This is a genomic window from Hyphomonas sp. CY54-11-8, from assembly GCF_000682735.1.
Lineage (GTDB): Bacteria > Pseudomonadota > Alphaproteobacteria > Caulobacterales > Hyphomonadaceae > Hyphomonas.
The window spans coordinates 63097-89674 of sequence record NZ_AWFD01000012.1 but is presented as its reverse complement, the minus strand read 5'-3'; the positions used below and the strand labels follow the sequence as shown (position 1 = coordinate 89674).

At 61.9% G+C, this 26578-nt stretch carries 30 protein-coding genes; 12 read left to right on the top strand and 18 right to left on the bottom strand.

The features are described from left to right. Nucleotides 1–125: 125 nt before the first annotated feature. From HY17_RS08900 to HY17_RS08875, 6 genes are all read left to right on the top strand, one after another. Nucleotides 126–497, top strand: coding sequence for a GtrA family protein (locus HY17_RS08900; RefSeq protein WP_175354485.1), 372 nt, complete (start codon nucleotides 126–128; stop codon nucleotides 495–497). An 89-nt stretch (nucleotides 498–586) separates the two neighbouring features. After that, a complete protein-coding gene (locus tag HY17_RS08895; RefSeq protein WP_034765983.1) occupies nucleotides 587–1132 on the top strand; it encodes a biotin transporter BioY in 546 nt (181 codons plus the stop codon). Between the two features lie 13 nt (nucleotides 1133–1145). Then, entirely contained in the window at nucleotides 1146–1958 is an 813-nt protein-coding gene (locus HY17_RS08890) for a folate-binding protein YgfZ (RefSeq protein ID WP_034765981.1), read from the top strand. Continuing rightward, nucleotides 1927–2535, top strand: a complete 609-nt coding sequence (locus tag HY17_RS08885; RefSeq protein WP_034765979.1) for a DNA-3-methyladenine glycosylase I — start codon at nucleotides 1927–1929, stop codon at nucleotides 2533–2535. The genes HY17_RS08890 and HY17_RS08885 overlap by 32 nt, the downstream gene beginning before the upstream one ends. After that, nucleotides 2532–2840 (top strand): hypothetical protein, encoded by a 309-nt coding sequence (locus HY17_RS08880; protein WP_034765977.1) that lies wholly within the window; start codon nucleotides 2532–2534, stop codon nucleotides 2838–2840. The genes HY17_RS08885 and HY17_RS08880 overlap by 4 nt, the downstream gene beginning before the upstream one ends. A gap of 102 nt (nucleotides 2841–2942) precedes the next feature. Continuing rightward, nucleotides 2943–4064 (top strand): beta-ketoacyl-ACP synthase III, encoded by a 1122-nt coding sequence (locus HY17_RS08875; protein WP_034765975.1) that lies wholly within the window; start codon nucleotides 2943–2945, stop codon nucleotides 4062–4064. Nucleotides 4065–4096: 32 nt separating this feature from the next. On the opposite strand, the gene HY17_RS20215 is transcribed toward HY17_RS08875, so the two are convergent. Beyond that, nucleotides 4097–4249, bottom strand: a complete 153-nt coding sequence (locus HY17_RS20215; protein WP_155839937.1) for a hypothetical protein — start codon at nucleotides 4247–4249, stop codon at nucleotides 4097–4099. 179 nt (nucleotides 4250–4428) lie between these two features. On the opposite strand from HY17_RS20215, the gene HY17_RS08870 reads away from it, so the two are divergent. Both HY17_RS08870 and HY17_RS08865 read left to right on the top strand, forming a co-directional pair. Next, entirely contained in the window at nucleotides 4429–5046 is a 618-nt protein-coding gene (locus HY17_RS08870; protein WP_081813061.1) for a YfbR-like 5'-deoxynucleotidase, read from the top strand. Continuing rightward, a complete protein-coding gene (locus tag HY17_RS08865; RefSeq protein ID WP_034766339.1) occupies nucleotides 5046–5993 on the top strand; it encodes an NAD regulator in 948 nt (315 codons plus the stop codon). Before HY17_RS08870 ends, HY17_RS08865 begins: the two co-directional genes overlap by 1 nt. 1 nt (nucleotide 5994) lies before the next feature. Here the strand turns inward: HY17_RS08865 and HY17_RS08860 are convergent, their stop codons facing one another. The 14 genes from HY17_RS08860 to HY17_RS08795 form a co-directional block, all read right to left on the bottom strand. After that, nucleotides 5995–7422: a pitrilysin family protein gene (locus tag HY17_RS08860; RefSeq protein WP_034765972.1), complete on the bottom strand. Its 1428-nt coding sequence runs from the start codon at nucleotides 7420–7422 to the stop codon at nucleotides 5995–5997. 1 nt (nucleotide 7423) lies between these two features. Continuing rightward, on the bottom strand, nucleotides 7424–8794 hold the full coding sequence (locus HY17_RS08855; RefSeq protein ID WP_034765970.1) for a pitrilysin family protein: 1371 nt from the start codon (nucleotides 8792–8794) through the stop codon (nucleotides 7424–7426). Nucleotides 8795–8839: 45 nt separating this feature from the next. Then, the gene (locus tag HY17_RS08850; RefSeq protein WP_051599862.1) at nucleotides 8840–9334 is read right to left on the bottom strand and encodes a DUF3035 domain-containing protein; all 495 of its coding nucleotides are present in this window, start codon (nucleotides 9332–9334) and stop codon (nucleotides 8840–8842) included. 21 nt (nucleotides 9335–9355) lie between these two features. After that, nucleotides 9356–9886: a signal peptidase II gene (gene lspA / locus HY17_RS08845; RefSeq protein ID WP_051599861.1), complete on the bottom strand. Its 531-nt coding sequence runs from the start codon at nucleotides 9884–9886 to the stop codon at nucleotides 9356–9358. 58 nt (nucleotides 9887–9944) lie between these two features. Continuing rightward, nucleotides 9945–12923, bottom strand: a complete 2979-nt coding sequence (ileS, locus tag HY17_RS08840; protein ID WP_034765968.1) for an isoleucine--tRNA ligase — start codon at nucleotides 12921–12923, stop codon at nucleotides 9945–9947. A gap of 178 nt (nucleotides 12924–13101) precedes the next feature. Next, nucleotides 13102–13614 (bottom strand): hypothetical protein, encoded by a 513-nt coding sequence (locus tag HY17_RS08835; protein ID WP_034765966.1) that lies wholly within the window; start codon nucleotides 13612–13614, stop codon nucleotides 13102–13104. A 113-nt stretch (nucleotides 13615–13727) separates the two neighbouring features. Beyond that, nucleotides 13728–14288 (bottom strand): YbjN domain-containing protein, encoded by a 561-nt coding sequence (locus HY17_RS08830; RefSeq protein WP_034765965.1) that lies wholly within the window; start codon nucleotides 14286–14288, stop codon nucleotides 13728–13730. An 85-nt stretch (nucleotides 14289–14373) separates the two neighbouring features. Further along, entirely contained in the window at nucleotides 14374–15297 is a 924-nt protein-coding gene (gene ribF, locus HY17_RS08825; protein WP_034765963.1) for a riboflavin biosynthesis protein RibF, read from the bottom strand. Continuing rightward, on the bottom strand, nucleotides 15298–15729 hold the full coding sequence (locus HY17_RS08820; RefSeq protein ID WP_034765961.1) for a MaoC family dehydratase: 432 nt from the start codon (nucleotides 15727–15729) through the stop codon (nucleotides 15298–15300). It abuts the gene before it with no gap. A 56-nt stretch (nucleotides 15730–15785) separates the two neighbouring features. Then, entirely contained in the window at nucleotides 15786–16649 is an 864-nt protein-coding gene (locus HY17_RS08815) for a TIGR01459 family HAD-type hydrolase (protein WP_034765959.1), read from the bottom strand. Nucleotides 16650–16681: 32 nt separating this feature from the next. Beyond that, nucleotides 16682–17167 carry a hypothetical protein gene (locus HY17_RS08810; RefSeq protein WP_034765957.1) on the bottom strand — a complete coding sequence of 162 codons (486 nt, stop codon included), beginning with the start codon at nucleotides 17165–17167 and terminating at the stop codon, nucleotides 16682–16684. An 86-nt stretch (nucleotides 17168–17253) separates the two neighbouring features. After that, nucleotides 17254–18483 (bottom strand): EAL domain-containing protein, encoded by a 1230-nt coding sequence (locus HY17_RS08805; protein ID WP_034765955.1) that lies wholly within the window; start codon nucleotides 18481–18483, stop codon nucleotides 17254–17256. Between the two features lie 354 nt (nucleotides 18484–18837). Beyond that, on the bottom strand, nucleotides 18838–19572 hold the full coding sequence (locus tag HY17_RS08800; protein ID WP_034765952.1) for a hypothetical protein: 735 nt from the start codon (nucleotides 19570–19572) through the stop codon (nucleotides 18838–18840). 16 nt (nucleotides 19573–19588) lie between these two features. Further along, on the bottom strand, nucleotides 19589–20422 hold the full coding sequence (locus HY17_RS08795; protein WP_034765950.1) for a fumarylacetoacetate hydrolase family protein: 834 nt from the start codon (nucleotides 20420–20422) through the stop codon (nucleotides 19589–19591). Nucleotides 20423–20533: 111 nt separating this feature from the next. Between HY17_RS08795 and HY17_RS08790 the strand changes: the two genes are divergently transcribed. The 4 genes from HY17_RS08790 to HY17_RS08775 all read left to right on the top strand — a co-directional run bounded on the left by HY17_RS08790 (nucleotide 20534) and on the right by HY17_RS08775 (nucleotide 23941). Then, entirely contained in the window at nucleotides 20534–22213 is a 1680-nt protein-coding gene (locus HY17_RS08790) for a DUF262 domain-containing protein (RefSeq protein ID WP_051599860.1), read from the top strand. 99 nt (nucleotides 22214–22312) lie between these two features. Beyond that, nucleotides 22313–23077, top strand: coding sequence for an SDR family NAD(P)-dependent oxidoreductase (locus tag HY17_RS08785; RefSeq protein ID WP_034765948.1), 765 nt, complete (start codon nucleotides 22313–22315; stop codon nucleotides 23075–23077). Nucleotides 23078–23084: 7 nt separating this feature from the next. Then, nucleotides 23085–23456, top strand: a complete 372-nt coding sequence (locus tag HY17_RS08780; RefSeq protein WP_034765946.1) for a tRNA-binding protein — start codon at nucleotides 23085–23087, stop codon at nucleotides 23454–23456. Continuing rightward, nucleotides 23453–23941 (top strand): PaaI family thioesterase, encoded by a 489-nt coding sequence (locus tag HY17_RS08775; RefSeq protein ID WP_034765944.1) that lies wholly within the window; start codon nucleotides 23453–23455, stop codon nucleotides 23939–23941. Before HY17_RS08780 ends, HY17_RS08775 begins: the two co-directional genes overlap by 4 nt. On the opposite strand, the gene queA is transcribed toward HY17_RS08775, so the two are convergent. The 3 genes from queA to coaD form a co-directional block, all read right to left on the bottom strand. Then, complete coding sequence (gene queA / locus HY17_RS08770; protein WP_034765942.1) at nucleotides 23930–24985, bottom strand: tRNA preQ1(34) S-adenosylmethionine ribosyltransferase-isomerase QueA; 1056 nt, start codon at nucleotides 24983–24985, stop codon at nucleotides 23930–23932. The genes HY17_RS08775 and queA overlap by 12 nt on opposite strands. Nucleotides 24986–25039: 54 nt before the next feature. Further along, nucleotides 25040–25912: a peptidylprolyl isomerase gene (locus HY17_RS08765; protein WP_034765934.1), complete on the bottom strand. Its 873-nt coding sequence runs from the start codon at nucleotides 25910–25912 to the stop codon at nucleotides 25040–25042. A gap of 153 nt (nucleotides 25913–26065) precedes the next feature. Further along, complete coding sequence (gene coaD, locus HY17_RS08760) at nucleotides 26066–26563, bottom strand: pantetheine-phosphate adenylyltransferase (RefSeq protein ID WP_034765932.1); 498 nt, start codon at nucleotides 26561–26563, stop codon at nucleotides 26066–26068. Nucleotides 26564–26578: the final 15 nt, after the last annotated feature.

Here is a 26578-nt window from a genome sequence, read left to right as displayed (position 1 = left end):
GCCTGACCGCAGGGGGATATTAGGGTTTCGCCCCGTAAGATCTGACGATCTGTAGCGAGTACAGGCGCGCGCGTGACCACGACGATCAACAGCGAACGGTGAAGCGGCTCCGGGAAAACCTGGGCGTGCGCTATTTCCTGGCCAGCCTGGCAGGGCTGGGAGTCGACTACGCTGTCACACTGCTTCTCTATCATCTCGCCGGGCTGGACCTGTCCGTCGCTGCGGCGATCTCTTTTTGCCTGGTAGGCTCGGTGTTTTACCTCGTCCATGAATTCTGGACGTTCCGGCAGGAAACCTCCCGCTTTTCAGCGCGCCGGATGATTGCGAACATTGGTGTCCTTCTCCTGTCCGGCATAGTGCGCGTGACCATTATCGCGGTGCTGGAATGGCTGCAGTCCCCCGCTGGAATCTGGATCAGCGCCTATTTTGCCGCTGGCGTCGCGGGCTCCTTCACTACGAATTACCTGCTCAATCGCTATTTCGTGTTCCGCCGCTGACACCTGGTGTCAGCAGGGCTGCTTGACCCATTGCCGGACGCGTCCCACAACTCGGCCTCCCCATTCACCGGACACGAGGCCTCCTCCCAATGAAGCTCGCCCAGACTCGCCCCAACAGCCAGACCCTGCTGCGTCCGGTCCTGATCGGCATTGCCGGTGTCGCTGCGCTGACCGTCTCCTCGCACATTTCTGTGCCGATGTACCCGGTTCCGATGACGATGCAGACCATGGTGGTGCTGACACTGGGCGCCCTGCTGGGGCCTCGCGCCGGGGCGCTGACGGTGCTCGCATGGCTTGCCCTGTCGCTGACCGGGGCCCCCGTCCTGTCCGGCGGCAAGCCGGGTCTCGTGGCTTTGGCAGGCCCGACGGCTGGTTACCTGATCAGCTTCCCGCTGGTCGCTTTCGCTGCCGGCTTCCTGCCGAAAGGTGACCGGCTCGGCGCGCATGCCTCGAGGCTGGTGGGCTTTGTCGGCCTGCACACGGTGATCCTGTTTGCGGGCTGGAGCTGGCTGTCCGCACTGACCGGGCCTGAGATGGCTTTCGCAACCGGCGTTGCGCCGTTTCTGTTGGGCGCGCTGATAAAGAGCGGCCTTGCGACCGCACTGCTGGCAGCTTTCCCGCACCGGGCGGGATGAGGCGAGGACGCCGATGATGCGCTTTCCGCACCGCAGCCTGATACGCCTGACCGGGCGTGACACGATCGCCCTGCTGGAGCGGACCGTGACGAATTCGGTGAAGGATTGGGCCGCTGGCGAGGTGCGTTACGGTGCACTTCTTACCCCCCAAGGCAAGATCATATCGGACTATACCGTGCTTAGGACGGACGATGGCGTGCTTGTGGATGTGCATGAGGACGCCGCCGAAGACCTTATGAAGCGCCTGAAAATGTTTCGCCTGCGCGCTGAGGTCGAGATCGCCCTGGACGACACTCTTGCCGCCGTTCGCACCGATGATGCGACCGACCCGCGCTCGCCCGCCCTCTGGGGTCGCCGCTGGGTTCCGGTCGCCGAGGCCGGAGAGATGATCGCAGTTGAGGACTGGGCCGAAAACCGCATCGCAGCCGGCGTGCCCGAATGGGGCGCCGACTATCGCGCAGCTGAGGTGTTCCCGACGGACATCAATATGGATGTGATGGGCGGCATCGATTACAAGAAAGGTTGTTTCGTCGGGCAGGAAGTAGCCAGCCGCATGAAGCGGCGCGGCAAGATCCGCAAGCGTACGCTGACCGTTCATGGTACCGCGCTGGAGGCGGGCACGGACATCTTCTCCGCTGCCCCGGTCGGCACGGTGACCAGCGTCGAGGGCGCCATCGGCCTCGCCCAGGTGCGGACCGACCGGCTCCAGAAGGTGCTCGATCAATCACTGCCGTTGACCTGCAACGATCAGCCCGTGACCTTCGATGTACCTGACTGGGCACGCAACGAAATGAATGCCCTTGGCACGGAGGCCTCTGGTGAGTGATGATTTTCCCTGCGCCTGGGCGCCGCTGACGGACGAGCTCTACCGCACCTATCACGACACCGAATGGGGTGTGCCGGAATATGATGGCCGGGCGCTGTGGGAGAAGCTGCAGCTGGACGGCATGCAGGCCGGCCTTTCCTGGATCACCATCCTGCGCAAGCGCGAGTCCATCCGCGAGGAGTTCGACCAGTTCGATCCGGAGAAACTCGCCCGCTGGACACCGAAGCGCGCCGAAAAGGCGCTGAAAAATCCGGGCATCATCCGCAGCCCGAAAAAGATCGACGCCCTGATCGGTAACGCGCAGGCTTACCTCGCCATGGAAGACGCCGGTGAGGGCTTTGCGGATTATTGCTGGGGCTTTGTCGGCGGCGCGCCCATCGTGAACAAGTGGAAGCACTTCCGGCAGGCTCCGACGTCCACCGACTGGTCCGCCACCATGTCGAAAGACCTGAAGAAGCGCGGCTTCAAGTTTGTAGGACCCACCATCGTCTATGCCTGGGCACAGGCGGTTGGCATGGTGAATGACCATGACGTAACTTGCCCCCGTCACCGCGAAGTGCAGGAGATGGCATCATGAAAAGAACGATACCCCTGATATTTGCGGCCCTGCCGCTGATGGCTGGCTGTGTGTCTGCCAATAGTGCCGAAGGCCACAAGGCCGAGGCCTATGCCAAGTGCAGCTATGCACCCGGACCGGAAGAGCGCGAGAAGTGCATGAAGACGGAACTGGCCCTGATCGAGGCGCGTGAACGCGCAGATGCTGAGCGCATCCAGACCGACCGCGAAGCCGCCGAACAGCGGCAGGCCATTCTGGAAGCCTCTGGCGTTTCCCGAGAAGATGCGAAGCAAACGAGTGATTCCGGCCTCCACCTGCCTGACTGATCCGGTGTCTCGACCCGGCCGACAAGCCGCGCTACAGAAAATCGGATAGAGATTCAGGACCTTGCCGCATGACTTGCATGTGGCGTGCATCAAGAGGGCACAATGAAGAACGCCGTCATCTCGTCCACGGGCCTGTGGACGCCGCCGCATTCCATTTCAAACGAAGAACTGGTCGAAGCCTACAATGCCTGGGCCGACAACTGGAATCGCGAGCGGGACGCGGACATCGCCTCCGGCCTGATTGAGCCGAAGACCCACTCCTCGGTCGAGTTCATCGAGAAGGCCTCCGGCATCAAGTCGCGTTATGTGATGAACAAAACCGGCGTACTGGACCCGGACATCATGGCCCCGCGTATCCCGGAACGCCCGAATGAAGAGATTTCCGTCCTCGCCGAGATCGCGGTGAATGCGGCTCGTCAGGCGCTGGAACGGGCCGGGCGCAAACCGGAAGACGTGGATGCGGTGATCTGTGCAGCCTCCAACATGCAGCGTGCTTACCCCGCCATGGCGATCGAAGTTCAACAGGCCCTCGGTATCGGCGGCTTCGCCTTCGACATGAACGTTGCCTGTTCCTCGGCCACCTTTGGCATCCAGACGGCTGCCGATTTTGTGCGAACCGGCTCAGCCAAATCCGTCCTGATGGTGAATCCGGAAATCTGCTCCGGCCACCTGAACTTCACCGACCGCGACAGCCACTTCATCTTCGGCGATGTCGCCACCGCCGTCCTGGTGGAAGAGGAAAGCATCGCGCCGGCCGGCCACTGGAAGATCCTCGGCACGAAGCTGAAGACCGAGTTCTCCAACAATATCCGGAACAATTTCGGCTTCCTGAACCGCGCGGCCCCGGAGGGGATCGGTGCGCCGGACAAGCTGTTCAAGCAGGAAGGCCGCAAAGTGTTCAAGGAAGTCGTGCCGATGGTGGCAACGATGATCACGGAGCATCTCGGCGAACTTGGCCTTCAGGGCACGGATCTTCGCCGTCTGTGGCTGCACCAGGCCAATGCCAACATGAACCGGCTGATCTCTTCCAAGGTGCTGGGCCATGAAGCCACCGCCGATGAAAGCCCGACCGTGCTGGACACTTACGCCAATACATCGTCTGCCGGATCGATCATCGCCTTCCACAAACATTCGGAAGACTTCAAGCCCGGCGACAAGGGCCTGATCTGTTCGTTCGGCGCAGGCTATTCCGCCGGCACGGTGTTTGTTGAGAAAACGGCGTAGGGTGCGAGGCTTTTCGCCCGACCCTTGAAGACTCAGTCGTACTCGTCGTCGCTGAACAGGTCGCCCCAGAAGACTTCGCGGCTGGACTTGGCAGCCTCGACGACAACGATGATTCCGCCCATCAGGAGCACACAGAACGCCATAACCTGCCAGGGAGCCGTTTGTGCCACTGCCTCGAACATCATCACCGCCTTATAATGGATCGGGTAAACGGAGATGATTCCGTGCCCTGTTGTCAGTGCAGCAGTTTTCGCGCAAATGCCTTAACAGCGCATTTGGAAATAGGGGCAATCGCAGGGCGGGTTTGTAACCAGATTGCCCCCCTTTCTTTACCCTTATTACTGATGCTTTAAAGAAGGGCTGAATGACCGTTCGCAAGAAGCAATCCGTTAAGGCTCCCAGGGTCTGGCAGCGTATGCTGTCCGGACGACGGCTGGACCTTGTTCACCCCTCGCCCATGGATGTGGAAATCGAGGACATCGCCCACGGCCTGGCCCGTGTGGCGCGATGGAACGGCCAGACAAAAGGCGAGCATGCCTTCTCCGTCGCCGAACATTCTGTCATCGTGGAGCGGATCTGCAGAAAGCTGGACCCGACCATGAGCGCAAAGCACAGCATGCTGGCCCTGCTGCATGACAGCCCGGAATACGTGATCGGCGACATGATCTCCCCGTTCAAGGCCTTGCTGGGCGGCGGCTACAAGGATGTCGAAGGGCGCCTGCAGGAAGCCATCCACATCCGCTTCGGCCTGCCGCCTGTAACCCCGGTGCGCCTGAAGAAGACGATCAAGAAGGCGGACCTGATCTGCGCCTGGTTCGAGGCGACACAGCTGGCCGGCTTCGAAGAGGCAGAGGCCAACAAGCTGTTTGTCGTTCCGCCGGAAAATGTACGCCTGAAGCTCTCCCCGAAATCGGTACCGGAAGCGCAGGCGGCGTTCCTTGACCGCTTCCACAAGATCATGACGGAGATTGGCGCGCCATGATGAGGTCCGCATCCCCGTTGCTGATCGGCCTGTCGGCCGTGATGGTCGCCATCCAGGATGACATGCCTCTGGTGCTGGTCACGCGGCGTGGCAGCGAAGACGCGCTGCCGTTCGGCCCGTTCCACCCGGACAAGCACCGCACGTTCGACCTGTCGCTGCGCGGCTGGGTGCGGGAGCAGACGGGTTTCGAGCTTGGCTATGTCGAACAGCTCTACACCTTCGGTGACCGGGACCGGGAGACGCCCGAAGCGACGCTCGCCGGAGCCCCGCCGGACTCGCGCGTCATCTCGGTCGGCTACCTTGCCCTGACGCCTGAGGCCCGCCCGGCGGAAGCCGGGTTCGAAGCACGCTGGCAGAACTGGTATCGCTACTTCCCCTGGGAAGATCACCGGAACGGCCGCCCGGCCATGATCGACGCCCAGATCGCCCCGCGCCTGTTCACCTGGGCCGCCGGCAAGGAGATGCGGCTGGAGCGGGCGAAGATTGCTTTCGGCCTCGATGGCGCACGCTGGGCAGAGGAGCGGGTGCTGGACCGCTACGAGCTGCTCTATGAAGCCGGCCTCGTCGCCGAGTGCGCACGCGATGCGAACCTCGCCGAGGCAGACGTCACACTTGGCGAAGCCATGGCGTCGGACCACCGCCGCATTCTCGCGACGGCCATTTCGCGTCTCAGAGGCAAGATCAAATACCGCCCGGTCGTGTTCGAGCTGATGCCGGACCGGTTCACCCTGTCCGCCTTGCAGCGGACGGTCGAAGCCATTCTTGGCCTTGGCCTGCATACGCAGAACTTCCGCCGGGCACTCGACAAGACGGGGCTGGTGAAGGGAACCGGCGCGATGGAAACCGGCACGGGCGGGCGCCCGGCCGAGCTTTACCGCTTCTGCCGCGATCAGGCCATCTCGACCGGCGCGCCGGGCCTGTCGACCCCGCGCCGGTCTGCAGACTGACCTATTCTTCCGCTTCGGTCTCGAACTCTTCCGCGGCAATGCCTTCCGGCTGACCGACGGCGACGAAGAGATAGTCTTCCGGGTTCAGGTATTCCTTCGCCACCCGGTTCACATCTTCGAGCGTCACCGCGCGGACCTTGTCATTGCGCAGGTCAAAATAGTCGATGCCGAGTTCGTCCTGGCGCACGCCCATCATCTGGCTCGCGATCTTGGCATTCGAATCGAAGCCAAGCGGGTAGGAACCGGTGAGATAGGCCTTGGCATCGGCCAGTTCTTCCTCGGTCACGCCGTTTTCGACGAAGTCTTCCATCTCGTCCTTGATACCCTGGATGAACTCGCCGGCACTTTCATTCTTGGTCTGGCCGCCGCCGCCCCAGGTCTGAAGGTGCTCGCCCGACGACAGGCTTGTATAGATGCCGTAGGTCAGGCCCTTCTCGATACGGAGGGTTTTCATCAGCCGACTTTCGAAACCGCCGCCACCATAAGTGTAGTTTAGCACGAAGGCCGGGAAGAAGTCTTCATCGTCCCGCTTCAGGCCGGGGCCCGTGAACTGGACCAGTGATTGCGGCTGCGGCAGGTCAACGACGATCGGTTCTGCCGGTTCGAGTTCCGGCAGGACGATGTCCGGCGTTTCCGGCAAGGTCGAAGTCTCCGGCAGGCCGGCCATGACTTCATCGATCATCGGCGCCAGTTCTTCTGGCGTGACCGCACCTACGGCGGTGACCAGCAGGCGGTCCTTCACCATCAGCTTGCGCATCTGCTCTTTCGCCAGGTCCGGCGTCAGGGCCGCGATGCTCTCTTCCGAGGTCGTCCGCGCATAGGGGTGGTCCGGGTAGAGCGCCTGAGACGCGGCCTGCCAGGCAAGGAAGCCCGCGCTCGTCTCGCGTGTCTTGAGGCCGACCTGCTGCTCGCGGCGGAAACGTTCGAACGGGCCTTCATCGAAGCGTGGGTCTTCAAACGCCGTTGCGATCAGCGCCATCGCGTCTTCGGCATTGTCCGTCAGCATGGAAGCCGAGCAGGAGGTCCAGTCGTTCGACGCCGAACAGCCGAAACTCATGTTCAGGTCTTCCATCCGCGTCTGGAAACCGAGCGAGTCGAGATCGCCGGCGCCTTCGTTCATGTGATAAGTCACAGCATCGGTCAGGCCTTCCAGCCCTTCCGGATCGCTCGCCTCGCCGCCTTTCCAAGCCATGTTGAGAGACAGGATCGGGATCGACGGTTCGGACACCAGCCACACCGATGCACCGCCCGGCGTCGTGAATTGCTGGATCTCTGCGAAGTCGCCGGAATGGACCCTGACCTCAAGCGGCGCCGGCTCTTCAACGACTTCAACAACAGTTGCAGACTCCACCGGAGGCGGATTGAAATAGGCACAGGCAGACAGGCTGGTCGCGGCCAGCAGGCCGGCGGTGATGGTCAGGCGTTTCATCTCAGTTTTCCCCCTCGGCTGGCAGCAGCTGCGCCTCAATGAAGTGCCGGTCAGGACCGAACACGGTGCGGACGGCAGCGATCGCCTCTTCCGGAGTAATCGCGCGGACATCGTCCGGATAGGACAGGACGTCCTCGATCGTGCCGCCAATGGCCAGGGTCGAGCCGAACACGTTCGCCATCGTCGACTGGCTGTCACGGGCATAAATCGCCGTTGCGGCAAGCTTGTTCCGGGCCCGGACAACTTCCTCTTCCGTAAAGCCTTCTGCGAGCGCCTTGTCGACTTCCGCCATCACGGCCGTTTCGAGATCGTCCATGCTGACGTCGGGCGCGGGGCTCGCCGAAATCACGGCGGGGCCAGGATCGTGCAGGTCGGACCAGGCATAGGAGGCGGCGCTGATGGCCAGTTGCTGTTGCTCCACCAGTGACTGGTAGAGCCGGCTGGTCATGCCGCCGCCGAGCACTTCAAGGCCGACTTCCAGAGCGTAGGCTTCGTGCGGCGTGCGGATCTGCGAAACGCCATTGTAATACCGGCTCCAGACTGGCTGGCGCACTTTCGGATCGGAATGGACAATCAGCTTGTCTTCGGTCAGCAGCGGCACGTCGCGCCATTTGCGCTGGCCGTGGGCTGTACCTGTCGGAATGATCTGTCCGTACGTCGCTTCTGCCAGCGTGCGGACTTCGTCCTCGCTGACATCGCCCGCAACGACCAGGATCGCGTTCTCCGGGCTGTAGTACTCATGATAGAAATTCAGACCGTCTTCCGGAGTCAGCGCGGCCACTTCATCCATATTGCCGATGACAGTGATTTCGTACGGGTGGTCCTTCCACAATTCAGATAGAACCTGCTCCTGCAGGATGACGCCCGGATTGTTGTCGATGCGCTGGCGGCGCTCTTCCTTCACGACATCCCGTTCAGAGATGAAGGCGCCTTCCGGATCGTCATCGATCACAAGGTTCACCATGCGGTCGGCTTCCAGCTCCATCATCGTGCCGAGCTGCTCCTTGGCCACACGTTCGAAATAGGCGGTATAGTCCCAGCTGGTGAAAGCATTCGACTGGCCGCCATTGCGGGAGACGATGGAATCGAACTCGCCCGGCGCCAGCGTATCGGTCTGCTGGAACATGACGTGTTCGAAGAGGTGGGCGATCCCGCTCTTGCCGGGTGCCTCGTCAACCGCGCCAACCTTGTACCAGACCATATGCGTCACGACCGGCGCGCGATGGTCCGGAATGACCACCACCTGCATGCCATTGTCGAGTTCGAATGTGGTCGGGGTCCAGGTCTCAGCAGACTCCGCTGCAGTGTCGGCCGATGCCGGCAAGGCGAAGACAGCGAGGGCAGCGAGCCCTCCGGTCAATATCCGTTTCATGGGCTTGTTCCCTTGCAAGAGTTGGAAGTCCGGCACCGGGCTGGATCAGGTTCCCGGCAGTTTGACCCGCGGCTTGGCGGTGGTGCTTTCGATCGTCACAGGCTCGTTGCCCGTAGCGTTGTCTGCTGCAGCAGACTCGGCATCCTCGGCATTGTCCTTGCGCCAGAACATGATCCGGTCAGCGACGCTCGGCGATTTGCGGATCGTCTTGAACTCTTCGTAGTCGAGTTCCGTGCGGATCATCGGGCTGACTGCATTGGCATCAGCTGCTGCGACGAGGGCCCGCTCAGATGCGCTGGCATTGACGCCAAGCGTCGAGCCGAAGGCCGCCGCATTGTCGTTCTTGGCCGCTTCGACTTCAGCCGGGAGGGACTGGCCGGCGCCCGGCGGACGTAGCGAGTATTCAGGTGGTACGATGAGCGGCGATTTGGTCACGACCCGGAACTCGTCCGGCGTCCGTGATCCGGCTGCTCCACTGGAACAGGCCGTCGTCGCCAGGCACACGGCGCCCAGGGCCAGAAGGGAAAGCTGCGTCTTCATGTGGCGTCCTCGCCTCTAAGTTTAGGAGGGCCGGTCCGGTTTCCCGGATGGCTTTCTTCCCGACAGTACGAATTGATCGAAAAACAGCAAGACCGCGCCAACACTGATCGCAGCGTCGGCCACGTTGAACACCCACGGGAAATGGAGCGCGCCGGCATTGATGAAGTCCACAACCGCGCCGAAACGCACGCGGTCGATCAGGTTGCCGAAGGCACCGCCGATCACCAGCGCCAGCGACAGTTTCAGCAGACGCCCCTCCGCCACCATCAGCCAGCGCAGGAAGCCCAGCGCGATGGCCAGCATGACAATCGCCAGGATCCACCGGCCAATGCCCTCGGACTGGAACATGCCGTAGCTCATGCCACGATTCCAGACCATCGAGAGGTTGATCGGGCCCGGCAGCTCGATCGTGCCGCAAGCAAAGCTGTTGTGAAAGCATTCCATGGCGCGGAACCGCTCGTTCGCCAGAACCATCGATTTGGTCACCTGGTCTGCGATCAACGTGACCGGGATGATGGCCAGCGGCCAGACCTGAGCGGGTTTCATTTGCATGCGGGGAGATTGCATCCCGTCCCGGTCAGATCAAGCGATTCCGTGCAGGTTGGCTTTGTCACTCGCCGTACGTCGCGTCCCAGGCTTTCACCGCCAGCGCATCTCGGGGGGTAATGTCCGGAAAGGCCGGATCGGCGAGGGCCGGGTCGAAATACTTCCAGCTGCGCCGGCATTTGATGCCTTCGGCTTTTCCCGGATAGACGACCACGCCCGGCGTATCGTCCAGCGTGAACCCGCCGCCCTTGCCTTCCAGCGTGTTCACCAGCTCCGCACCGGAGGTGATGAACAGGTCGGCTGGGTCTTCGCCCTCGAAGGCCTTCACCAGCTCTTCATCGGCGATGTGCACCACAGGCGCAGCCTCCAGCGAGGCGCCGATACGCTTTTCGCGGCGTTCCACTTCCAGCGCGCCGGTGACGACACGGCGGACAGTGAAGATCTTCGCCCAGCGTTCTGCAAGCTTCTCGTCTTTCCAGCCTTCCGGCGTTTCCGGGAACAGGAGCAGGTGGACTGACTCCGCCTTGCCGCTGAGATGGCTTTCGAGGAAGGCCTCTTCCATCGTGAACGGCATTACCGGCGCGAGCCAGGTGAGCAGGCGCTCAAGGACAGCGGCCATGACCGTGCGCACGGCGCGGCGGCGATTGCCATAGAACGCTGTCGCATCGTCCCACGCATCCATCGTGCTGAAGCGCGGGTCACAGTAGAGGCTGTCTTTGCGGATGTCGAAATAGACGGCCGACAGGTCCACGCCCGCGAAATTGATGAGCAGACTCATCACGCGCTTGAAGTCGTAGACATTGTAGGCGGCCTTCACCTGTGCATCGAGCTCGGCAAGGCGGTGCAGCACCCAGCGCTCGAGACCCGGCATCTTCTCCGCCTCGATGGTCTCCTCTTCGGTCCAGCCGTCGAGCGCGCCAAGTAGATAGCGCACCGTGTTGCGCAGCTTGCGGTAGGTCTCGACCGAGCCCTTGATGATTTCATCGGAGATACGCAGGTCTTCGGTATAGTCGCCTGAAGCCGTCCAGATGCGCAGGATCTCGATCCCGTATTGTTTCTGGATCTGCTCCGGCTCGATCGTGTTGCCGATCGACTTCGACATCTTCTTGCCTTCGGCATCGACGATGAAGCCGTGTGTCAGCACTTGTTTGTAAGGCGCCATGCCGCGCGTCGCACAGCACTCCAGCAAGGATGACTGGAACCAGCCGCGGTGCTGGTCGGAGCCTTCCATGTAGAGGTTCGCCTGCCCGGTTTCCGGATCGATGATGCCGCGCTCACGCAGGGCAAAAGCGTGTGTGGTTCCGCTGTCGAACCAGACGTCGAGCACGTCCGTCACCTTGTCCCACTCATTGGCCGACAGGCCGAGCGGGCCGAGGAAGTCGTCTGCCGGCGTATCGAACCAGGCTTCGACGCCGCCCTTTGCGATGGCCGTCTTGATGGCGTTGTTCAGCGTATCCGCCTGCTCTTTCGGCAGCGCCGCCGTGTGCGGCTGGCCGGACTTGTTGACGAAGATGGTGATCGGCACGCCCCAGTTGCGCTGGCGCGAGATCAGCCAGTCCGGACGGCCTTCGACCATGGAACGCAGGCGGTTGCGGCCAGCAGCCGGGAAGAACTCGGTCTCGTCGATGGCCTTGAGGGCGTTCTCGCGCAGCGTCTTTCCGTTCGGGCCCGGCTTGTCCATCGAGATGAACCATTGCGGCGTTGCGCGGCGGATCACCGGCGCTTTGGAACGCCAAGAGTGCGCATCGCGGATCGTCGTCATGCCGCGCGCGAACAGATTGCCGCTCTCGGCGAGGGCCGCGATCACTTCATTGTTCGCCTTGCCCGGCTCGCCGCGCTTCTTGCCGCTCGTGCGGATGATGTCGAGGCCGCCAAAGCGCGGCACGTCGGGCGTGTAGCAACCATCCGGATCGACGATCTGGCGGATCTCCTGCGTTGTGTGGCCGGACTCGACCCAGACATTGAAGTCGTCTTCGCCGTGCGCCGGCGCCGTGTGCACGAAGCCCGTACCGGCATCGTCGGTGACGTGCTCACCGGCGAGGAGCGGGATGTCGTGGGCAAAGAATGGGTCCATCGCGTGCAGCGGATGGGAGAGCTTGCCGAGCATCGCGGGATCAACATCCTCAAGACGTTTGTAGGCAGACACCTTCGCGCCATCCATGACGGCCGCAGCCAGTGCGTCGGCAAGGAACAGTTTCTCGCCCGGCTTGGCGTAAGGCGCAAAGCCCAGCTCTTCCTCGCTCATCACTGTCTCGACCTCGTAGAGGCCATAGGAGATATCGGGATTGTAGCTGACAGCCTGGTTGGCCGGGATCGTCCATGGCGTGGTCGTCCAGATGACGACTGAAGCCTCAGTGCCCTGAACCGGGAACTTCACCCAGATCACTGGCACCTTGCGGTCGTGGTATTCCACTTCCGCTTCGGCGAGCGCCGTGCGCTCCACCGGGGACCACATGATCGGTTTTGCGCCGCGAACCAGCGAGCCGGTCATTGCCATGCGCAGGAACTCGCCAACGATGGAGGCTTCGCTCTCGAACTTCATGGTGAGGTAGGGATTGTCCCACTCGCCCTCGATGCCGAGGCTGCGGAATTCCTTACCCTGGATCTCGACCCATTTTTCGGCATAGGCGCGGCAGGCAGCGCGGAACTCGCCGGGCGGCACGTCGTCCTTCGTCTTGCCCTTGGAGCGGAACTCTTCTTCCACTTTCCACTCGATCGGCAGGCCGTGGCAGTCCCAGCCCGGCAGGTAGGCCGCATCGAAGCCCGCCATCTGGTGGGAGCGGACGATGATGTCCTTGACGATCTTGTTCATCGCCGTGCCGAGGTGGATGTGCCCGTTCGCGTAAGGAGGGCCATCGTGGAGGATCCACGGCTTTGCGCCCCGTTCCTTCGCATCAACGCGCAGGCGCTCGTACAGCTTCAGGTCATCCCAGCGCTTGATCCAGTCAGGCTCACGCTTGGGCAGGCCGCCGCGCATGGGGAATTCGGTCGCGGGCAGGAAAAGGGTGTCGCGATAATCTCGGTCGGTCAGGGAATCGGTCATGGATCTTCAGTGTGAACGGATTGGGAGAGGTTTGGGGCTCAGAAAAGCAAATCCCGGCCTGGCCCAGACCCTTCGGTGGGGTCAGCGCGCAGCCGGGCGGCTAATTCGAATTGTGAATATCCGTTCCATCGGCAAGCGCCTTAACAGGCAGAGGTTAACCTGTCACTAGGGCGATGCCTCAGCGGGGTGACGAAGCCGTTGACTGGGGCGGACCGTAGGCAAGACGCTCGGCCACTTTCGAGCAGAGCGCATCGAAAACAGCGGCATTCTCGATCAGATTGCCCCAGGTAATGCCGCGGTCGAGGATCACATAACGCGACACGTTCACCGTATCCGCGTCGGCCTTGTAGACAGAGACGGCACTGAAAGCCCGGTCGATCTCCGTCACTTGCTCATAGGACAAGACAGACCCGAATGCCGCCATGAATTCGACGCCCCGGCAATCGGAGGCGGCTTCGTCGGCGCAAACGGTATAAATACCCAGCGTCAGACCATCCGGCAGGCGGGCAAACACAAAGGGCGCCCCGGAGTCGTTTTGGCCTGCGGCGAGGAATGTGCCGCCCATTTCGTCGACGATCAGGCGAAGATCGTCCAGCCGGACATTGCTGATCATGACGTCGGGCGCACGAGTCAGACGCGGCGGATCTTCCGGTAATTGCGCCAGCGCACTGCCGCTTCCCAGCGCCATCATTACAGCTGCTGCAAATGCCTTATGCAAACTTCACCCTCAGACTGCCACGTGCCCCCACCTAGGGATGTTATTGCCAACGTTCGATGTCAGCAATGTGGCAGTGCCGGGGCAGATTACTCGTCGTCTTCTTCGTCGTAGAGCCAGTCGTACAAGTCTTCGTCGTCGCTGGGCCAGATGACATCGGCGACGAGCGGGCCGAGCGCGAGCGCGTTCTGAAGGTTGATCTTCAGGTTTTCCATGCGCTGGCCGCCATCGAGGATGAGGTAGCGCGTGACGCCAACCGTATCACCGTCCTTGTCCCACCAGGTCGATACGGCGGCATAGGACAGATTGGCATTATTGATGGCCTCATCCGTGACTTCGTCATCGTCATCATAGCGGACCTGGACCATCATGCCGAGGCAGTCGTCGGAATACTCGGAATTGCACGCTGTCCCGATCAGATGAAAGATCAGCCCATCCGCAGTAGTCGCGCGGACAGAGACGTCGCCCTCGCCGCCGACTTCCGTGATCGTGTGCCCCTCGGAAACCGCAATGGCTTTCAGGTCTTCAAGACTCACGCTGCGAACAACGCGGTCGTCATCCGCAAGTGACGTGTCCGCGCTGAAGTCTTCCGCCGAAGCGGTCATGGATACGGCAGCGGCAAAAGCTGCAGCGGCAAGGAAAGTACGCATGGGAAACTCCCTCTCTTGATGTCCCCAGTCTGGCGCCAGCATGACGGGCGCCGGGAGGCATGAAAAGAGGTAAATCTAACAAAATCTACAGATTCGCGAGCCGTTTGCGCGCTTCTGCAGCGTCTGCGTGCATGGCTTCAACCAGAGCGTCCAGACTGTCGAACTTCAACTCGGGCCGGATGAAGGACACCATCTGGACCTCCAGCCACTTGCCGTAGAGATCGCCGTCGAAATCGAAAATATGCGTTTCCAGCAGCGGATCGCGGATGCCGGTCGTGGGCGTGCGCCCGAAATTGGCGACGCCATCCAGCCACTCGCCCTGCCGGTCGACCCGCGCCCGCACGGCATAAATGCCGTGGCGCGGATGAATCAGTTCGCCGAGATGCAGGTTCGCGGTCGGGAAGCCCAGCGTGCGGCCGTTCTTTTCACCGCTTTCGACCACGCCATCGGCAATCCACCATGTGCCAAGCAGTTCAGCCGCCACTTCAGGCTCGCCCGCATGAAGGGCCTGACGGATGGCAGTGGACGACGCCTTGCCTTCCAGCTCGATCACTTCGTCAACGATCGTGACGCCAAAACCCAGCGCCCGGCCAAGGCTTGCCAGCCGCTGGGCATGGCCCATGCGGCCGCGCCCGAAGCGGAAATCAAACCCAACCGAAACATGGTTGACACCAAGCCCGTCGACCAGGACATCGCGAACAAAGCCCTCGTCCGTCATGGAGGCCATTTCGCCATTGAACGGCAGCTCGAACACGAGGTCAGCCCCGGCAGCCAGAATGGCGTTATTGCGCCGCTCGGGCCGGAAGATGCGGAAGGGCGGATCGCTGGGGCGGAAATAGGCGCGGGGCGGCGGCTCGAAGGTCGCCACGGCAAACTTGCCGCCACCCGCCTGCTGTGCCGCTTGCATCACCGCCTTGTGGCCGGCGTGGAGACCGTCAAAATTGCCGAGCGCAACCGAGGCTCCCCGCGCGCTGGCGGGCAGTCCCCGGTAGTCGGCATAAATGGCCAATCAGGCCTCCCGGCTCGGCGCAACCACTTCGGCGTCGCCGGTAATGACCCGCTTGCCATCTACGATGCATTCGATCTTGAGGACGACGCGGTTGCCGCGGTCGATCTTCTCGGCAATCGTCGCACGCGCCGTGACGGTGTCTCCGATATAGACCGGGCGGCGGAAGCGCATGTTCAGGCCCACGAAGACGGCGCCTGGCCCCGGCAGGTTGTTGCCCAGGATGCCGGAAATATAGCTCGCCGTCAGCGCGCCATGCGCGATGCGCTTCTCGAACATGGTCGTGGCGGCATATTCGTCGGACATATGCAGCGGGTTGAAATCGCCCGAGACTTCCGCAAAGCGCTGGATGTCATCGGCAGTAATCTCGTGCACGGTTTCGTGCGACTGTCCGATTTCGAGGTCTTCGTATTTGAAGCCGGTAAATTCAGTCATTCCGGGGATGCTCCGATTCTTTCGACGGGCTTCGTTACACGCCTAAAAGCGGGACGTCACCACCTTAAGCCCGTCATGGCCCAGGTCGCCTGTTCTCCGTAAGCCGCCAGCAGTTCGACGACTTCCTCTTCGAAATCCTCGCCATGCTCCTTGAGGCCGGTGCCGACATAAAGGCTGTCGAATCCCTGCACGCCGGCGCCGCGCACGTCGGTGCCGGGGCTGTCGCCGATGCAGAGGATGCGCGACCGGTCGACCGGCTGGCCGCCCGTCAGGGCTTCAACCCGCTCGATGGCGAGGTGGTAGATCGGCGGATGGGGCTTGCCGGAATAGATGACCTTGCCGCCAAGGTCCTCGTACACATCCGCCAGCGCGCCGGCGCACCAGTAGAGCTGGCCGCCCACGCGCACCTGCTTGTCCGGATTGGCGCAGATCATGGGAATGCCGCGTTTGACGCTGAGGGAAAGTTCCTCGCGGTAGTCTTCGGGATGTTCGCCGACATGGTCGCGCAGGCCGATGCAGAGCAGCATGTCCGCTTCGTCGGCATCTGCGAAGTTCAGATCCAGCCCTTCATAGAGGTGGCGGTCATGTTCCCAGCCCTCATCGGCGCCGAGGCGCCAAACGGACTGGCCTTGGAACCGGGCCAACTCCGCGCGCGTCGCATCGCCGGAGGAGACGCAGTCATCGAACGCCGCATCGGGCACACCGAGCGGCTTGAAGTAGCGCGTCACCTGCGCCTTCGGCACGGGAGCATTGGTGATGAGGCAGACATGGCCGCCGCCTTCGCGGAAGCGGACCAGCGCATCGCAGGCATCGGTGAATGCGCTGCGGCCATTGTGGATCACGCCCCAGACGTCACACAGGATCGTGTCGTAGCGGCTGGCGATATCGGAGAGCCCTTGCGGGAATTGCGGTGCGGTCATGCGCGGCGAGGTAGGCTGCAGAGGCGCCGCGGTCAATTGCCGGCGTTGCAGTCGCTGGCCGGCAGCGGGTTCAGGATCCACTGAATGGCGGTCGGGATGGATACCGAATTGGCGAAATAGCAGCCCTTTATGCGGATCACATGGCCGAGGCTGGTCTCGTCTGAATACTGCGGGGCATAGTTGCAGGAGACCATGTTCGCCGCGTGCCGCTCTGGCGATCCGGGGCGGATATCGAGCAGCAAATGGTTCGATCCAGTGGGGACTGAGACCGACTTCGCGCTGACTTCGCCATGACTATCGCAGACTATACCGGACCATGAGCCGTCTTCTTGCTGTACCGACGGATCAAGCGGCGGGGCGACGGTGAGATCCAGCCATACCGGGCCCTCTGCCATGTCCTGAAGCGCCGCCGGCGCCTCGAATTCCACATCTTCCGGAAGGTTCGCGACGACTTGTTGCACATCCGCCAGAGCGGTGCCCGCGGGCCAGAGAACGAGCGCCAGAATCAATGCGCGCATAGGCAATCCTCCGCTTCGATAAGGAGGACAGAGAATACCGGGATTGGGGCGATTTGAGGGTAGCTGCCTTCCGGAAAAAAGGGGGCTCAGCCGAAATTGGTGAGGCGCTGGACCATTTCCCGCGGAGGGGCGGTCTCTTCCATCAACGAGGCCTTGATAGGGCGCGGCGCGCCGAAGACATGGCCCTGACCGTAAGGGATCTCGTATTCGAGGATTTCGACGACGCTCGCCTCGTCTTCCATCTTCTCGGCCACCATGGTGATGCCATAGCGGGAGAACACGGCGGAGACTTCCTCGCCATCAACCCGGCGATTGATCGAGGAGACCGGGCGCGGGCCTGCTGGATCGCGCAGCTGGTCGATCAGGGCGGCGCCGTTCATTTTCACGAAACGCACACCGGCTGACTGGAGCCGCGGCAGGTCGAGGCCGAGGTCCGGCGCGTGATCGATGGAGAAGCGGAAGCCAAGCTCGGTCAGCTTGTCCATATTGTCCCGCATCGTGCGCGAACGGGTCTCGAACCGGTCAGCCCGGATCTCAAAAATGACCGCGCCGGAGAGATCCCGGTTTTCCGTCATGAATTCAAGGAACAGAGGGAAGAAGGTCGAATCTTCGAGCGAGCTTGCCGCGATGTTGCAGAAGACGCCGACGCGGCGGTCACGTTCTGCCAGGCGGCGCACGATCTGCACGCAGCGGAACAGAGTGAAATTGTCGATCTGCCCCATCAGGTTGGCGCGGCGGCCGGCATCCAGGAATTCCGCTGGCAGGATCAGCGAGCCATCCGGACGGCGCAGGCGGGTGAAGCCTTCATAGAACGAGACCCGGCGCTGGGGCAGCGAAACGATGGGCTGGAGGTGCAGGTCCACACGGCCATCCTTCAGCGCATCGCGCACATCGCGAAGAATCGCATCTTCCTGCGGCGCGACGATCTTGTTGGTCGATGTTTCGGCGAGCCGGCTCTCGAAGCTGTGCGACAGGCGGTCGATCAGGCTTTCCAGCTGTTTCATCTCGGAAACCAGCGCATCGCGCCGTTCGGTCAGCTCGTGCTTGACGGTTTCCTCGACCACATCGGTGCGCGCTTCGATGACGTCCATCCGGCGTTCGGAATCGCGATTCTCTTTCTCGATGGCCTGCATGCGCGCATCGATTTCACGCTTCGAACTGCCATTGGAAACAAGGACATGAATCTGGCTGAGCACTGCTGCCGTCAGCACGCCTGCACCCACCGACAATGGCAGACCCAGCTGAAGCATGGTCGCGCTAGCGTATCCAGCCGCGCCGCCGGCTGCGATGTACAGCAGGAACAAGAAAAATGTCATCAGCTCAGCACCCGAAACAATTCGTCAATCTTAACAGATATGGTCCATAAGTTAACGAATTGCTTGGATGTGGCGCAATTTGGGTGGTCCGGCAATCCCGCCTCACATTGTTGCGGAGAGGTCACATGCGCTGGCCCTGTCATAAACGGATACAATCCGTAACTGGACAGGACCCGGCCTGACCGATAGCGAGGATACAGAGACCCGGCACCACCGGTCCGCGGCCATCTTATTGGCCGGAGCGGGGGCAGTCTCGGGGGAGACACGGGGCGCGCAGAAATGTGCGCCCCGGTCCTTTATTCGGCTTCCGCACACAATCTGTTTCTGAATGCGAATGGCTGCTTCAGGCTGCAGTCAAGGCTCTGCGCTGGCGCCCTGAACGAGATATTGGGCGTTCTGAAGCGGCCACGTGTTTGCAGCCTCCTCGCCGCAAGCCAGCGTGAAGGCATCGATTTCATTGAATCTCCTGGCGAGGTCCATGTTGCAAGGCTGCAGGACGGCGCGCTGGCCGCCATAATCCACCCAGTAACCGGCCCGCCCGTCAGCGGCTTCCAGCTTGGTGACGACCAGGTCCCCGGTATTGAAGACTTCTGTTTTCGCGTCGCCTTCGCCGGGCAGCACGCCCAGCAGGGCCGCACCGAATCCACCCTTTGGCGATGCTTCGACAAAGATCTGGGCATCCGACAATTCATAGGCCTTGTTCAGGGCGGCCACGGCATCTCGCAATCCGGAGGGGCCGCCAACCGCGAGCGGTGTTTCCCGTCCGGCGGTCCAGCCCGCATTGCGCACTTCGTCCAGCCCTTCGAGGTCCGCCGCCTGCAGCGAGAATAAAAGCACGGCGTCGAGGCTCGCCAGCGTTTTCCCGTCCATCGCTTTACGAAGCCCGGACGGCGTGCCGAACAGGACCCGCTTGCCACCGGCAACAACCAGCAGGCAGGGCGCGTCTTCCGAAGAAACCGTGCAAGGCAGCAGGGCGAAGTCGGCGCTCCGGACATTATCGGGTGAAACCGCAATGTCTGCGCCCTGCCCGCCGCTGCACGCCGCCAGAAACATAGAGACAAGAATGACGAGAACGCTGGCGCGCGGCACGGCAAAACCTCCCGGATCAGCCGATCACTGTGGTTCCGGGCTCTGTCACGATTTGTTGCTCGATGTAACCCAGCTGATCGATCTCGACCCGCACCCGGTCTCCGGCCTTCAGCCATTTGGGCGGATTGAAGCCCGCGCCAACGCCGGCCGGCGTGCCCGTGAAGATCAGGTCGCCGGGCTCCAGCGTGAAAGCAGCCGTCAGGTGCGCAATCTGGGCGGGAATATCATGGACCATGTCGCGGACATGACCCGACTGGCGCTGCTCGCCATTCACGAACGTCCGCACCTCCAATGCGGAGAGGTCGTCGATCTCATCCAGTGTGACGATGGCCGGGCCGACCGGGGCATGCGTATCGAACCCCTTGCCCATGATCATGGTCTGGCTGGCGCGCTGCCAGTCGCGGACCGAATAGTCGCAGCCGATGGTCACGCCCGCAACGATTTCAAAGGCCCGCTCGCGTGGCACGTGGCGCCCCTGCTTGCCGATAACGACGACCAGTTCGCCTTCATAATCAAGCTGTTCCGACACTTTCGGCAAATGTATATCTGCATACGGATCATTGATCGCGGTCGCCTGCTTGTTGAACCATTTCTGGATTTCCGGCGTTTTCGTATCGACGAAGCTGACGCTCTCTGCGGCGTGGGCCGCATAGTTCACGCCGATGCCAAGAATTTTTCCGGGCCGGGCGACCGGTGACAGGATTTCGATCTCCGAAAGCGGAACCGGCGCCCCATCCGCCTCACCCTTGACGGCTTCTGCCAGTCCTGTCCCCCGAATGGGGGTTACAGATTGGGCGGAAAGTATTCCATATCTGATGGAACTCTGATGGCGAAACCTGATCAAATGCATATCGTTACCCTCTCGTCACACTTCAGCCAGAAACACACTTCACGCGGTTCATCTCGCGTTGTGGCGTGGGTTGGCAAGAGCTAGTCAGAAGGCAGACACGGGGACTCCAGAATGGACAACGGCATGGATCAGAATATCGACCTCGGCGTCCGGGCGCAGGAAAGCTCTGTCAGAGCGATTTTCGCGCCGGGTGAGCAGCTCCAGATGCCGCCTTACCAGCGCAGCTATTCCTGGGAAGCGCGCGAGGCAAACGAATTGCTTGGCGACCTCATCGATTCGGTGGAAACTGGCACGCCGCACTTCGTCGGCGCAATCGTACTGATCAATGGCGCCGAGAATGGCGTGCTGGAAATTGTCGACGGCCAGCAGAGGCTGACGACGCTGACCATCCTGCTCGCCGTGCTGCGGGATCTGGAACCGGACAGGGCCCGCGCGGCGATGCTGCATGCGCTGATCGCCGACGATGCACGCCCGATGCTGGGCGAAGGCGCCAACTGGCGGCTGACGCTGAACCATATGGATGGACCATTTTTCCGCGATGCCATCCAGACGCCGGGCGCGACACGGAATCTGGACAAGGAACCGGGCGAAAGCGAAAGCCAGCAGCGCATGGTGCGCAACGCTGCCGCATTCATGAAACGCCTGAGCACAATGAGCGACGAAGACCGGCGCGCCCTGGCCGATGTCGTGATGAACCGCTGTGCATTGGTAAGGGTTGTCGTGGGAGAGAAAGAACAAGGTTTCAAAGTGTTCCGCGTGCTCAACACGCGCGGCAAGGAGCCGGACGCGCACGATATCATCAAGACCGAACTGTTCCAGCGCGCCCGCTTCACCGACAAGGAAGCCAGCTCCTATGCGGAGCGCTGGTCGGAACATGAAGCCGCGCTTGGTGGCTCGGCCTTCGACGACCTGCTGCGGCAGATCCGCTCCATCTATGACAAATCGGGCCGCGGGGAACTGATCTCGGCCTTCCCGAAGGCGGTCCTGTCCAAGGTCGATCCGCGCACCTTCCTGGAAGAAGTCCTGCCGCGCTATGTCGAGGCCTACCGGCTGATCACGACCGGCGAAGTGCAAGACGGGCCGAACGCGAAGATCGTCAGCGACAAGCTGAACCAGATGCGCGCCCTCGACCAGAGCAGCTGGCGGGCGCCGGCCCTCAAATTCCTGGTCGAACGCGGGGTCGACGACCCGCAGGCACCGGACTTCTTTACCCGGCTGGAACGCTTGTCTTTTGTGATCATGCTAGTGGTCACCGACCGGGATCAGAGGAACAAGCGCTTCAACAAGGTGATGGAGGCCATCACCAATGACCGGGTGCTGTTCGCGAAGAATGGCCCCCTGTCGGTGGACCGGTCCGACGCAAAAAAGGCCCGTGAGCGTATGCTGGGCCGGTTTGCGACATTCGCTCAACGGCGCGCCATGGCGCTGCGGCTGAACGCGGCGCTCGAGAATGGCGTGACCATCCCGCCAGAATCCGACGCCACCGTGGAGCACGTGCTGCCGCGCAACATCCATGAGGACAGCCACTGGCTGACCGTCTGGCCAGATCCTGCCAAGCGGCGCGAGCAATGCGACACGCTAGGCAATTTCGTGCTGCTGACCCACAAGGTGAACCAGAAGGCCGACCGGCAGGACTATCGCGCCAAGAAGGAAGTCTACTTCAATGGCGGCGGCGGCATGGACTTCGCCCTCACCCGCGACCTTCAGGAGCAGGATGCCTGGACGGCGGACGTGGTGCGCAAGCGGACCGAGATGCTGGTCGAAATCCTCTGCCAGGTCTGGGACATCTGAACCACACACGTCAGGGTGCTTTCCCTAGGGACCCCCTAGCGGCGGCCCGCCGGAGGGCTTAGCCTGCATGCCGATACAAAACATGCAGGGAGCCCCGCCATGAGTCTGTTCGACCTTACCGGCAAAGTCGCCGTCATCACCGGATCCTCCCGCGGGATCGGCAAGGCCATCGCCGAAGCCATGGCCGATGCCGGCGCGAAAGTGACGATCTCGTCGCGCAAGCCCGGCCCGTGCCAGGAAGTGGCCGATGAGATCAATGCAAAACATGGCGACGGCACCGCTATCGCCGTGCCAGCCAACATCTCCTCCAAGGAAGAACTGCAGGCCATGGTGGACGCCACCAACAAGGCCTTCGGCAAGATCGACATTGTCTGCTGCAACGCTGCCGCCAACCCGTATTACGGGCCAATGGAAGGCATTTCGGATGAGCAGTTCGAAAAGGTGCTGCAAAACAACATCATCTCGAACCACTGGCTGATCCAGATGTGCGTGCCGCAGATGCGCGAGCGCAAGGACGGTGCGATCATTCTCGTTTCGTCCATCGGCGGCCTGCGCGGCTCTCCTATCATTGGCGCCTACAACATCTCGAAAGCGGCGGATTTCCAGCTCGCCCGCAACCTCGCCACCGAATATGGCAAGGACAATATCCGCGTGAACTGTATCGCGCCGGGCCTGATCCGTACCGATTTCGCCCGCGCCCTGTGGGAGAACCCGGACAATCTCAAGCGCTCGCTGGCCGGCACACCGATGGCGCGGATCGGCGAACCGGAAGAGATTGCCGGCGCGGCCGTTTATCTCGCCTCCAAGGCGGGCGCCTACATGACCGGTCAGATGATGGTGGTCGATGGCGGGGCGACCTGCTGAGACCAAAATGCATCTGATCGACAGACCTGAGAACGCACCGGCGGACGAGATCGCTTTCGACGATTTCCGCAAGGTGGACATCCGCATCGGCACCATACTGGAGGCTGAGCCGCTTGAAGGCGCGCGCAAGCCGGCCATCCGTATGGTGATCGATTTCGGTCCGGGCGTCGGCGTGAAGAAAAGCTCGGCGCAAGTGACCGTGCACTATGATCCCGAGACCCTTGTCGGCAAGCAGGTGGCCGCCGTTGTCAATTTCCCGCCCCGCCAGATCGGCAAATTCATGTCCGAGGTGCTGACGCTCGGCTTTGCCGATGATGAAGGCGCGATCGTCATGTTCTCACCCGACAAACCCGTCCCCAATGGAGCACGTCTCGCATGAGCCGGACCGAACTATCCGAACAGCAGAAAGCCTTTTTCGACCGCCTGAGAAGCGGTAAATGGGAGTTGCCACCGGGCATCCGCAACATGGGCATCCGGCCGGACCTTTGGCTGAAAGAGGTCAGTTATGGCCGCACACTGTACGAGTGGCCGAACGAGGGCGACCGCGACATCAATGATGGCCGCGTCTTCGGCGGCTGGGTCGCAGGTCTGTCGGACCATATCGTGTCCATGACCATGGCGAGCGCACTGGAAGATGGCGAGTGGTTCACCACGATGGAACTGCAGACGCGCATCCTGCGTCCGGTGCCGCATGGCCTGATCACGATCGAAGGCCGCCTTGTCAGCCGCGGGCGGACCACGGGCCTTGTCGAAGCCGACTGGCGTGACGACAAGGGCCGCCACCTCGCCCGTATCACGGCGGCCAAAGCCATCCGTGAAATGACGGAACTCCGCCCCGATGTGGCTTCACAGCTAGGGAAGTAACAGGCAGGCGTCGCCGTAGGAGTAGAATCTGTACTCGTTCGCGATGGCGTGAGCGTAAGCCGCGCGCATCACGTCTGTTCCCATCAGGGCCGAGACCAGCATGAACAGGCTGGAACCCGGTAGGTGAAAGTTGGTCACCAACGCATCAGTGCCCTGCACGGCGTCGCCTGGCTTCAGGAAGATGTCCGTTGGTCCAGTGGCCGGGTGTAAAACGCCGTCCGCATCCACACAGCTCTCCAGCGTGCGCATGGCCGTTGTGCCGACGGGTACAACGCGGTGGCCGGATGCGCGCGCCGCATTCAGGCGGGCGGCCGTTTCCGGCGTCAGGCGGCGCCATTCCTCGTGCAGGCGGTTCTCTTCCAGCTGTTTCTCTTCAAGCGGCTTGAACGTGCCGAGGCCGACATGCAGGCGCACTGTCTCACGGACAAGACCGGCCGCATCGCACTCTGACAGGAGGCGCGGCGTGAAGTGGAGGCCCGCCGTCGGCGCAGCGACAGAGGCGGCATCCTCACCAGCGAATTTCGTCTGATAGGTTTCCCGGTCTTTCGCGTCCGCCGGGCGGCGGCGCGCAATATAGGGCGGCAATGGCATGGCGCCGTGCCGGTCCAGCGCAGCCGTCAGCGCATCGCCTTCGAGGGAAAAGCGAAGACCGATCTCTCCGCCTTCATGATGACCGGTAATTTCTGCCGTGAAGCCTTCGGCGAAGACGATTGTGTCGCCATCCTTTAGCCGCCTACCCGGCCGGGCCAGCGCGCGCCAGTTGCATCCATCGATCCGCTCGGTGAGGTTCACATCGCAGGCAACGTCCTGCCCCGTCTCGTCCCGCGCCGGGCGCACGCCTTTCAGGGCGGCGGGCAAGACACGCGTATCGTTGAAGACGAGCACATCGCCTGCATTCAGGTAGCGCGGCAGGTCCCGCACCCCGGCATCTTCCAGCCGTCCGTCGCCGTGCACGACCAGAAGGCGTGCGGAATCCTGCGGTTCGGCCGGGCGAAGCGCAATCAGCCGTTCAGGCAGGTCAAACTGAAATTGGGTCAGATCCATGGGGCGCCCGTCTCGCAGATAGAGGCGGGCCGCGCAACAAGCCCGGCGCAGGCCTTACTTGTCCACCACCGCCGGGACGGAAGGTAGCGAGCAGACATCGATGTCGTCCTTGTCCGCAATCCCGGCCAGGAAGATAGGACCATCGGTGCGCTCGACCCAGACTTCAGGGCGCTCAGCTTCCGGCAGGTCTGCAGCAACCTTTGCGGATTTCAGGATGTCCGGATTGTCGACCAGTCCATCACGGGATTCCGGGCCGTGCTTGATAGCTTTCACGACATCTTCGCCGACAACCACACGGCCCCAGGCCGTATATTTGCGGTCAAGATGCTCCGCCTGCCCGCGCATGAGGAAGAACTGGGCATTGGCTGAATTCGGATCTTCCGACCGGGCGGTGGAGACCATGCCCTTGCAGTGCGGGATGTAGCTCTCAACCATGCCATCGACCGACATTTCGGCGAAAAAGCTGGCCTGTGTGCCGATCGGAAAGCCTTTGATATAGCCGAACTTTGCGGTGTCTTCCGGGCCGATGGTTGCTTCAAGCGGCATCGAGACGGGATCACGGCGGAATGTGAATTCGCCTTCGAGATTCGGCAGACCGGAATCCTCACCCTTCAGGGCGAAGATGTCGCCGCCCTGCGCCATGAAGTCGTCGATAACGCGGTGAAACGCGGTGCCATCGAAATCGCCGGAGCGAATGATCGTTGCAAACTGCTTATAGTGTTTCGGGGCAACCTCCGGGAACGCTTCGATCAGGACGCGTCCCTTGGTCGTCTCGAAGATGAAGAGGTTCTCCGGGTCAACCTGCCGCCAGTTTGCCGGATCGGCCTTCGCTTCGGCCACCGTGAATTCGGCCGGCGCCACCGACTCAGCCGTATCCTCTGCGAATGCCGTGAACGACAAGGCGAGCGCGGAAGCCGCAAGAGCCATTGGGGCGAATTTCCTGGGGGCGAAATTTTTGGGGGCGAGTTTCATGGTACGCAACGTCTCCATCCAAGCGCACGACGGCGCCTTGTGTTACCCAATGTCAGGCATCACACGTCAGGATTCAACGGTCTGAGACAGTGGATCCGCCCTGCAGGATTACTTCCCGTACTTTTCCATCAAGGCGCGCTTCACGTCCGGCGTCAGGAACGGCGTGATATCGCCGCCCAAACTGGCGATTTCCTTCACCAGCCGCGAAGCAACCGCCTGGTGGCGCACATCAGCCATCAGGAATACCGTTTCGATATCGGGATTGAGCTGCTCGTTCATCGCCGTCATCTGGAATTCGTATTCGAAGTCCTGAACGGCCCGCAGACCGCGCACGATGATCTGCGCCCCGCAGGCTTCGGCGAATTTCATGAGCAGGCCGTGCATGGGCATGACCTTGATGTCCGCCAGGCCTGGCCCGTTCAGTTTCTCACATTCCGACCGCACCATATCGACGCGTTCTTGCAGTGAAAACAATGGCTTCTTGGCTTCATTGATGGCCACACCAATGATCAGCGTGTCGACCAGCTTACGTGCCCGGCCAATGATGTCGATATGGCCAATCGTCGGGGGGTCGAAAGTTCCCGGATACAGTCCTACGCGGTGCATGGCGGCCCTCCCCGG

What these genes read in the sequence shown, in the direction of transcription:
- HY17_RS08775 (WP_034765944.1), top strand. Translation starts at nt 23,453, where the DNA reads ATGAGCCGGACCGAACTATCCGAACAGCAGAAAGCCTTTTTCGACCGC.
- HY17_RS08895 (WP_034765983.1), top strand. Translation starts at nt 587, where the DNA reads ATGAAGCTCGCCCAGACTCGCCCCAACAGCCAGACCCTGCTGCGTCCG.
- HY17_RS08780 (WP_034765946.1), top strand. Translation starts at nt 23,085, where the DNA reads ATGCATCTGATCGACAGACCTGAGAACGCACCGGCGGACGAGATCGCT.
- HY17_RS08865 (WP_034766339.1), top strand. Translation starts at nt 5,046, where the DNA reads ATGAGGTCCGCATCCCCGTTGCTGATCGGCCTGTCGGCCGTGATGGTC.
- HY17_RS08880 (WP_034765977.1), top strand. Translation starts at nt 2,532, where the DNA reads ATGAAAAGAACGATACCCCTGATATTTGCGGCCCTGCCGCTGATGGCT.
- HY17_RS08875 (WP_034765975.1), top strand. Translation starts at nt 2,943, where the DNA reads ATGAAGAACGCCGTCATCTCGTCCACGGGCCTGTGGACGCCGCCGCAT.
- HY17_RS08795 (WP_034765950.1), bottom strand. Translation starts at nt 20,422, where the DNA reads ATGCATTTGATCAGGTTTCGCCATCAGAGTTCCATCAGATATGGAATA.
- HY17_RS08835 (WP_034765966.1), bottom strand. Translation starts at nt 13,614, where the DNA reads ATGATGGCGCTGGGAAGCGGCAGTGCGCTGGCGCAATTACCGGAAGAT.
- HY17_RS08885 (WP_034765979.1), top strand. Translation starts at nt 1,927, where the DNA reads ATGCCCTTGGCACGGAGGCCTCTGGTGAGTGATGATTTTCCCTGCGCC.
- HY17_RS08850 (WP_051599862.1), bottom strand. Translation starts at nt 9,334, where the DNA reads ATGAAGACGCAGCTTTCCCTTCTGGCCCTGGGCGCCGTGTGCCTGGCG.
- HY17_RS08790 (WP_051599860.1), top strand. Translation starts at nt 20,534, where the DNA reads ATGGACAACGGCATGGATCAGAATATCGACCTCGGCGTCCGGGCGCAG.
- HY17_RS20215 (WP_155839937.1), bottom strand. Translation starts at nt 4,249, where the DNA reads ATGATGTTCGAGGCAGTGGCACAAACGGCTCCCTGGCAGGTTATGGCG.
- HY17_RS08815 (WP_034765959.1), bottom strand. Translation starts at nt 16,649, where the DNA reads ATGACCGCACCGCAATTCCCGCAAGGGCTCTCCGATATCGCCAGCCGC.
- HY17_RS08805 (WP_034765955.1), bottom strand. Translation starts at nt 18,483, where the DNA reads ATGACATTTTTCTTGTTCCTGCTGTACATCGCAGCCGGCGGCGCGGCT.
- HY17_RS08860 (WP_034765972.1), bottom strand. Translation starts at nt 7,422, where the DNA reads ATGAAACGCCTGACCATCACCGCCGGCCTGCTGGCCGCGACCAGCCTG.
- HY17_RS08830 (WP_034765965.1), bottom strand. Translation starts at nt 14,288, where the DNA reads ATGCGTACTTTCCTTGCCGCTGCAGCTTTTGCCGCTGCCGTATCCATG.
- HY17_RS08810 (WP_034765957.1), bottom strand. Translation starts at nt 17,167, where the DNA reads ATGCGCGCATTGATTCTGGCGCTCGTTCTCTGGCCCGCGGGCACCGCT.
- HY17_RS08870 (WP_081813061.1), top strand. Translation starts at nt 4,429, where the DNA reads ATGACCGTTCGCAAGAAGCAATCCGTTAAGGCTCCCAGGGTCTGGCAG.
- coaD (WP_034765932.1), bottom strand. Translation starts at nt 26,563, where the DNA reads ATGCACCGCGTAGGACTGTATCCGGGAACTTTCGACCCCCCGACGATT.
- HY17_RS08820 (WP_034765961.1), bottom strand. Translation starts at nt 15,729, where the DNA reads ATGACTGAATTTACCGGCTTCAAATACGAAGACCTCGAAATCGGACAG.
- HY17_RS08855 (WP_034765970.1), bottom strand. Translation starts at nt 8,794, where the DNA reads ATGAAACGGATATTGACCGGAGGGCTCGCTGCCCTCGCTGTCTTCGCC.
- queA (WP_034765942.1), bottom strand. Translation starts at nt 24,985, where the DNA reads ATGGATCTGACCCAATTTCAGTTTGACCTGCCTGAACGGCTGATTGCG.
- ileS (WP_034765968.1), bottom strand. Translation starts at nt 12,923, where the DNA reads ATGACCGATTCCCTGACCGACCGAGATTATCGCGACACCCTTTTCCTG.
- HY17_RS08765 (WP_034765934.1), bottom strand. Translation starts at nt 25,912, where the DNA reads ATGGCTCTTGCGGCTTCCGCGCTCGCCTTGTCGTTCACGGCATTCGCA.
- lspA (WP_051599861.1), bottom strand. Translation starts at nt 9,886, where the DNA reads ATGCAAATGAAACCCGCTCAGGTCTGGCCGCTGGCCATCATCCCGGTC.
- HY17_RS08890 (WP_034765981.1), top strand. Translation starts at nt 1,146, where the DNA reads ATGATGCGCTTTCCGCACCGCAGCCTGATACGCCTGACCGGGCGTGAC.
- HY17_RS08785 (WP_034765948.1), top strand. Translation starts at nt 22,313, where the DNA reads ATGAGTCTGTTCGACCTTACCGGCAAAGTCGCCGTCATCACCGGATCC.